We start from the raw sequence: 6,814 nt of genomic DNA, 5'->3' as shown, positions 1-6,814 counted from the left end.
GTGAAAGTAGAACATCGCCAGCAAAGGTTGCCCCGGACAATTAAAGAAACCCGTTGCAGAAATGCAGCGGGTTTTTTGCGTTTATGGTGCTAAATCGTCCTGCACAGTGATGAGGTGATACACTGTGATAAAAAGACGAATTAGCGCAAGGTGAAATAAGTAGCCTTCACTATACTCAATCTTGACGGTCTCAACTCAAGCTAAACTGGTTTATCTCACCTTGCGCGAAAAGAATGTTAGCGCTGCGCGCTTGTCATAAACCTTTCGCACTATACTTGCGCAAAGCAAACGTATTCGCTTCGCTCATTGTCGTTAACACTTTGCACTTAATTCCTTTATCATTAAACACATTAGAGATCTTCAGCGTATTAAACGTTTTAATTAATTGAAAGGTATTGGTTTGGAATCCTTCAAAGAGATTTATCAAAGGGCATGTGAAAGAAAGTTAGGTGAGCAAAATTTAAAGTTGTTGATATCTACCCCACTGACGAAGCAAGAGTTGTTGTCACACTCAGATTCGCTTTGGCTTGAAGCGTTTACTAAGAAAGTATTTCAAAGTGGTTTTTATTGGTCAGTGATCAATGCGAAATGGCCGGGTTTCAGAGAGGTTTTTTGGCAGTTTGATATTGATGCGCTATTGATGATGTCGCCTGAACAACTAGAAGAAAAGTCACAAGATGAGCGTATCATCCGCAATTTTAAAAAAGTACAGACGATTCCACATAATTGCTACATGATCTATGAAATTGCACAAAAGCACGGCTCATTTGCTAAGTTTATTGCCGACTGGCCTGAAGATAATATTATTGGCCTTTGGTCAGAATTAAAGAAACAGGGTGCACGATTAGGCGGCAATACAGGACCTTACGCATTACGTGCGATGGGCAAAGATACTTTCATTTTGTCACGAGATGTAGAGTCTTACCTTAGAGGTCATAAAATCATTGATGGTGGTTTGCAAACAAAAAAATCTCTCACTGCAATTCAGTCTTTTTTTAATAAACTAGTAGAAGAAAGCGGTTGGTCTTTAACTGCGCTGAGCCAGCTTATTGCTTATAGTGTTGGTGATAATTACGTGAATGTAGAAGGTAATGAATAATGCAAAATGATTATGCTGCAATTAAAGAAGGTTTTGCTGTTGATTATCCGATGGCTCAACCAAGTTCAGCCAAGCTTGTTTTATTTAACGAAGATCTATTTGAAAGACTAGAGCTAAATTGGAAAGAAGAAGAAGTGCTTTCTTACCTCTCTGGCACAAGAAGCATTGAGGGCATTCCAGCATCTGCATTAGCCTATTCAGGTCATCAGTTTGGTCATTTCAATCCAACACTTGGTGATGGTAGAGCGCATTACCTAGGAACGATTCAGAGTAATAGCCCCTTTGACTTACAGTTAAAAGGCTCTGGGGCAACACCATTTTCTCGTGGCGGTGATGGCCTTTGTGCGCTTGGCCCGGCAGTTCGAGAGTTTGTGATGAGCCAAGCTATTCAGTCACTTGGGGTTAAAACGACAGAATGTTTGTCTGTAATCACAACAGGTAATGATGTTTATAGGCAGGGCTATGTGCCAGGTGCGGTAGTTTGCCGTGTGGCATCTAGCCATATACGGGTTGGTTCTTTTCAATATTTAGCGTTACAGCAAGATAAATCGGGCATGGAACGTTTATTAGAACTTGCGATTAAGCGGCATTACCCACAAATTCAATCTGAAGGTGATGATAGAGTATGTGATTTTTTAAAGCATGTTTGTAACAACCAAATCTCATTGATTATTGATTGGTTAAGAGTGGGCTTTATACACGGAGTTATGAATACCGATAATTGTTTGGTGTCTGGCGAGACCATCGACTTTGGGCCGTGCGCCATGCTTGAGGCTTTCGATTTCAATGCTGTATTCAGCTCTATAGATAAACAAGGTCGCTACGCATTTGGTCAGCAACCAAATATCGCCCACTGGAATTGTGCACGTTTAGCAGAATCTCTGATGTTAATTATGGCGTGTGATGAAGAGCAGGCGCTCGAAAAGCTGACCGGTGTGCTGAGTGATTTTTCTAAGTCTTTCAACGCAGCCTACCATACTATGTGGGCACAGAAATTAGGGTTACCAGATTGGCGTGATTCAGATAGCGACCTACTCTCGGAATTGTTGGTGTTAATGAAGAATCACCAACTAGATTACACCAATACTTTTGCTGCATTGACTTCCTTGGCAATAAACAAAGAAGTGCTGTTTACGCTCCCTGCAGAATTGCATGAATGGGTAGCAAAATGGCAAACAAGGATCTCAGTGTTTGATGTTGCCGAGGTGGCTACTTTGATGTCAAAGGCAAACCCAGCCATTGTGCCGCGTAATGAATTAGTCGAAAAAGTTATAGAGGAATTTTATGAAAAAGGACACAGCCCTTTACTTGAAAAGTGGCTACCTATGTTAAATAACCCATATGATTATCAAGAATATGACCAAGTATTTACTGCGCGTCATTCGAAACCTGAAACCTATCAAACTTTCTGTGGTACATAATGCAAATCAGTTCTGGTGAACCGCTAACTTGGCAAACAATTAAACAGGGTGTGCTTGCACATCGTAAGTCGCTTATTTATGCCCATATCATTGCACTATTGGCCGCACTGGTCAGTGTGCCTATACCCTTAATGATGCCCTTATTAGTAGATGAAGTTCTACTCGAAAAGCCAGGCGCAGCCATTGAGTTTATGAATACACTTTTGCCTGATTCTGCACACAATGCAGTTGGCTATATTCTCTTTGTTTTATTGAGTGTTGTGCTGATGCGATTATCGGCATTGGTATTGGGTGTTTTACAATCTCGACAATTTACAATTATTGGAAAAGACATCAGTTTTCAAGTTCGCAGTTTGCTGTTAAATCATTTGCCATTAGTACAACTCAAAGAATATGAAACGCAAGGTGGTGGCGCGATCAGTTCTCGCTGTATTACTGATGTTGAAACACTTGATAACTTTATTAGCCAAACCTTGTCACGGTTTCTAATTAGCTTGTTAACTATTATTGGCACCGCAGTTATTTTGCTTTGGATAGACCTAACATTAGGAGCCATTATTCTTCTGTTGAACCCTGCTGTTATTTATTTCTCAAGACAGTTTGGCAAACGTGTTAAAGATCTAAAGAAAAAAGAAAATGGCGCATTTGAGGCGTTTCAATCTTCACTGGTAGAAACTTTAGATGCGATTGCGCAGTTAAAAGCAATTCGTCGTGAAGGAAAATATTTCGAGCAAGTAAAAGCAACAGCAAAAGATCTTAAGCATTATTCTGTTCAATCTCAATGGAAGACTGATGCAGTTAGTCGTCTTAGTTTTACTATTTTCCTACTCGGTTTTGAGGTGTTTAGAGCCATTGCGATGATCATGGTGGTGTTTGCAGACCTAACGGTTGGGCAAATTTTCGCGGTGTTTGGCTACCTCTGGTTTATGATGGGGCCAGTGCAAGAGCTATTAGGTATGCAATATGCCTACTATGGTGCATCCGCTGCATTACAGCGTTTGAACCAAGTATTTGCTTTTGAGACGGAGAAACCTGCAGCGACTCCAAGTGTTAAAGCATTTAAAAATCCGCAAGTAGATATTCGTTTTGAAAAGGTTCACTTTGGTTATCACAGTGAGCAACCGGTACTAAAAAACGTTTCTATGCATATTCCAGCGGGTAAGAAAGTTGCGGTTGTCGCTGTTTCTGGCGGCGGTAAATCAACGTTAGTGCAATTGCTACTAGGCTTATATGAGAAGCAATCTGGCAGTATTTTTATTGATGATAAACAAATAGAGCAAATTGGTTATCTACAAGTAAGAGAGCATGTTGCGACCGTACTGCAACAGCCCGTAATGCTTAATGCTTCAGTGAGAGAAAACCTATCAATGGGCGGCCAGTTTACTGATGAGCAATTGTGGCAAGCTTTGGCCACTGCTGAGCTAACTGAAACCGTAGAAAAGTTAGATGAACAACTAGATGCTTTAATTGGCCGTAATGGAGTGCGTTTATCAGGTGGTCAAAAACAGCGCTTAGCAATCGCTAGAATGGTTTTGGCAGATCCTAAAGTGGTTATTTTAGACGAAGCAACATCAGCATTAGATATAGAGACCGAAGCAAAAATTCATCGCAACTTAACTCAGTTTTTAAAAAACCGAACAACTCTGATTATTGCTCATAGACTCAGCGCAATTGCTCAAGCTGATTTGATCTATGTATTAGATGATGGTGAAGTATCAGCGTTCGGTGAGCATAACACACTGATAAGGCAAGAAGGTTTATATCAGACGCTATTTTCTCATCAATTGTAATGTGAATGTTGAATGAACAATTCAATATTAAAGTATTAAGTAAAGATTAAGCTTGGCTCTTCTACTATAATCACACACAAGCGACGAACTGAGTTGCTTATCTTGATTATAAATGGGGAATGACAATGAAATTTAAAATGCTAAGCCTTGCAGTAGCTATTCTAGCTACATCAGCAGTTAATGCTAAAGAGCAAAAGGAAGGTGTATACCTTGGTGTATTCGGCGATTACTACAAAGCTAAGTGGCAACAAATGCGAGATGCAGCGGGTGTAAATGTTGACGACTCAACATCATGGGGTGCAGAGCTAGGTTATCGTTTTAACGACTATTGGAGTGCACGTTTAGAGTACGCTGATATGGATTTTGATTTGTCCGGTTCAAGAACAGGTTCTTTAGGTGGTGACCGTATCGGTGTTGATGGCCTTTATCATTTTGATGGCGGCCCTTTCTATGCGCTATTTGGTCTTAAATCGATTGATGCATATACGTCAAACACTTTCGCTAATGTTGGCGCAGGTTATCGTCATCATCTAACTGATAACTTATTTGTTAATGCTGAAACAGCACTTTACCAAGGTTTAGATCGCGGTTATACAGATGTAGGTGCAAAATTAGGTATTAACTATGCGTTTGGCGCTACTTCTTCAAAGCCTGTTAAAGCAGCCCCTGCACCAGCACCAATTGCTAAGCCTGAACCAAAGCCTGTTGTTCAAGCTCCTAAAGATGCAGACAAAGATGGCATAATTGATGCTGAAGATCGCTGTGCTAATACGCCAATGACCGACGCGGTAGATGCGAGTGGCTGTACGCTTTATAAAGATGAAGAAGTGACAGTGAGTCTATTAGTTCGCTTCCCGAATAATAACTCAGCAGTTTCTCAGCAATATTTAAATGACATTGATGCTGTAGTGAATTTCTTAAATGAATTCCCTGAGACGACCGTACGTTTAGAAGGGCACACATCTGCAGTTGGTAAGGCAGAATATAATAAATGGCTATCTCAAAAGCGTGCAGATTCAGTTGCGAAGCAGCTAATTGAAGAGGGTATTGACGCGAGTCGAGTGAGCGCAATCGGTTACGGTGAGGAGCGTTTAAAGAACACAGCTAATACTGAAGAAGCACATGCACAAAATAGACGTGTAGAAGCGAAATTGATTTCGGTTAAACGTGTAAAAGTGAAGCGCTAAAATAAAGAGCGCTGATAAATACTAAAGCCAGCTTATGCTGGCTTTTTTGTACAATATTTTCAGGTTGTTTAAGTTTAAAACTCTTAATAAGCAACTTGTTTAAGTAAGAAGTTAACAATACCATTATCAAAATTACACTTTTTACCGATATGATGATCATTGAAAAGGGTTGACCGCGACTTTGTTCAATTACCATTAATGACTTAATTATTGATGTAAGCGTATCCGGGCTGTCTTACTTTATTAAGCTTCTGTTAATAATCTTTCTTGACTAAGTGCTTGGGTGTATTAAAATTGTTCAACAAATGTAATAAGTTGTAATCAGGGATTGGGCTACACTTAACCTTGAATTACTCACTTTTAGCTCAAGGTTTAATTATGAAAAAGGCTTTTCTCCTTTCTAGCGTTCTACTTTCAACTTCTGCCGTTGCTGCTCCGAATCCATCTTTTAGTGAAGTGCGTTTAGGTTTCGAGTCCGTTGACTATAGCGAGCAATTAAACAATGTCGCAGGTATTACGGATTTAAAACAAAAGGCTTCTGTTACTAACCCTGCTATTCGTCAGCTTTCTTATACTGGTATTGATGACGACTGGGGGTTTTATATTGCCAGTGCAGCAACCATTGCAACGTCTATTGATACTGAAGTATGGACGGCTGAGAAGTTTGGTGATGTTCAGCAAAATGATTTTAAAATTAAAGCGAATGAAATTGCTTTGTCTATGGCATATAACTTAAGCAAATCAGTGCAGCTAACTTTTGGAACACGTATTCATACGTCTAGCTTTACGCGTTCAAGCTTTAAATTAGGGGCTGGTGCAAACAGTTTTGATGAAGCTTTAAAAGCGCTAGGTGAAGGAGATGATTTACCAAGGTTCGATTTACCAGGTCAGCGCAAAGAGGCTACTGATATTCTTGCTAACAACCCGAGTTATTTAACCCCGGTTATTTCTATTACCGAAGACCAGATGGGTATTTTAGGCGCAGTAGGTATTCGTTACGATAGCCGTTTGGCCGACACTTTCAATAATGTCAGTTGGTATGCTGAAACAGAAATAAGCACACCATTTTACTCTCGAACTCAAAATACCAGTATTGAATCTGTGACACTAACAGATAGCTTTAATGGTTGGGGAGTGATGGGCAGAGCGGGTGTACGTTACCAACTTATGGACCATATTGCATTGATGGTTGGCGTAGATGCGCAATATAAAGAGCGCGATAAAATTTCAGAAGAAGTAGATGGTCGCCGTAGAACAGTACCAAATATTAAATTTAAAAATGTATCAATTTCAGCGGGTGTACAATGGAGCTATTAA

5 protein-coding genes are annotated in these 6,814 nt (G+C 40.1%); all 5 read left to right on the top strand.

What is annotated here, in order from left to right:
• Window positions 1-400 precede the first annotated feature (400 nt).
• The 5 genes from C1E24_RS20190 (at window position 401) to C1E24_RS20170 (ending at window position 6,814) form a co-directional block, all read left to right on the top strand.
• A complete protein-coding gene (locus tag C1E24_RS20190) occupies window positions 401-1,099 on the top strand; it encodes a DNA-3-methyladenine glycosylase I (protein ID WP_138484642.1) in 699 nt (232 codons plus the stop codon).
• Window positions 1,099-2,520 carry a protein adenylyltransferase SelO gene (locus C1E24_RS20185; protein WP_138484640.1) on the top strand — a complete coding sequence of 474 codons (1,422 nt, stop codon included), beginning with the start codon at window positions 1,099-1,101 and terminating at the stop codon, window positions 2,518-2,520. The genes C1E24_RS20190 and C1E24_RS20185 overlap by 1 nt, the downstream gene beginning before the upstream one ends.
• On the top strand, window positions 2,520-4,310 hold the full coding sequence (locus C1E24_RS20180) for an ABC transporter ATP-binding protein (protein WP_138484639.1): 1,791 nt from the start codon (window positions 2,520-2,522) through the stop codon (window positions 4,308-4,310). The genes C1E24_RS20185 and C1E24_RS20180 overlap by 1 nt, the downstream gene beginning before the upstream one ends.
• A 125-nt stretch (window positions 4,311-4,435) precedes the next feature.
• Window positions 4,436-5,497 carry an OmpA family protein gene (locus C1E24_RS20175; protein WP_138484637.1) on the top strand — a complete coding sequence of 354 codons (1,062 nt, stop codon included), beginning with the start codon at window positions 4,436-4,438 and terminating at the stop codon, window positions 5,495-5,497.
• Window positions 5,498-5,875: 378 nt separating this feature from the next.
• The gene (locus C1E24_RS20170) at window positions 5,876-6,814 is read left to right on the top strand and encodes an autotransporter outer membrane beta-barrel domain-containing protein (protein WP_138484635.1); all 939 of its coding nucleotides are present in this window, start codon (window positions 5,876-5,878) and stop codon (window positions 6,812-6,814) included.

Origin of the sequence: Pseudoalteromonas phenolica (assembly GCF_005876835.1) — a bacterium.
Taxonomy (GTDB): Bacteria; Pseudomonadota; Gammaproteobacteria; order Enterobacterales; family Alteromonadaceae; genus Pseudoalteromonas; species Pseudoalteromonas phenolica_B.
Note: the sequence above shows the minus strand (reverse complement) of the source record. Positions and strands in the feature narration are given on the sequence as shown.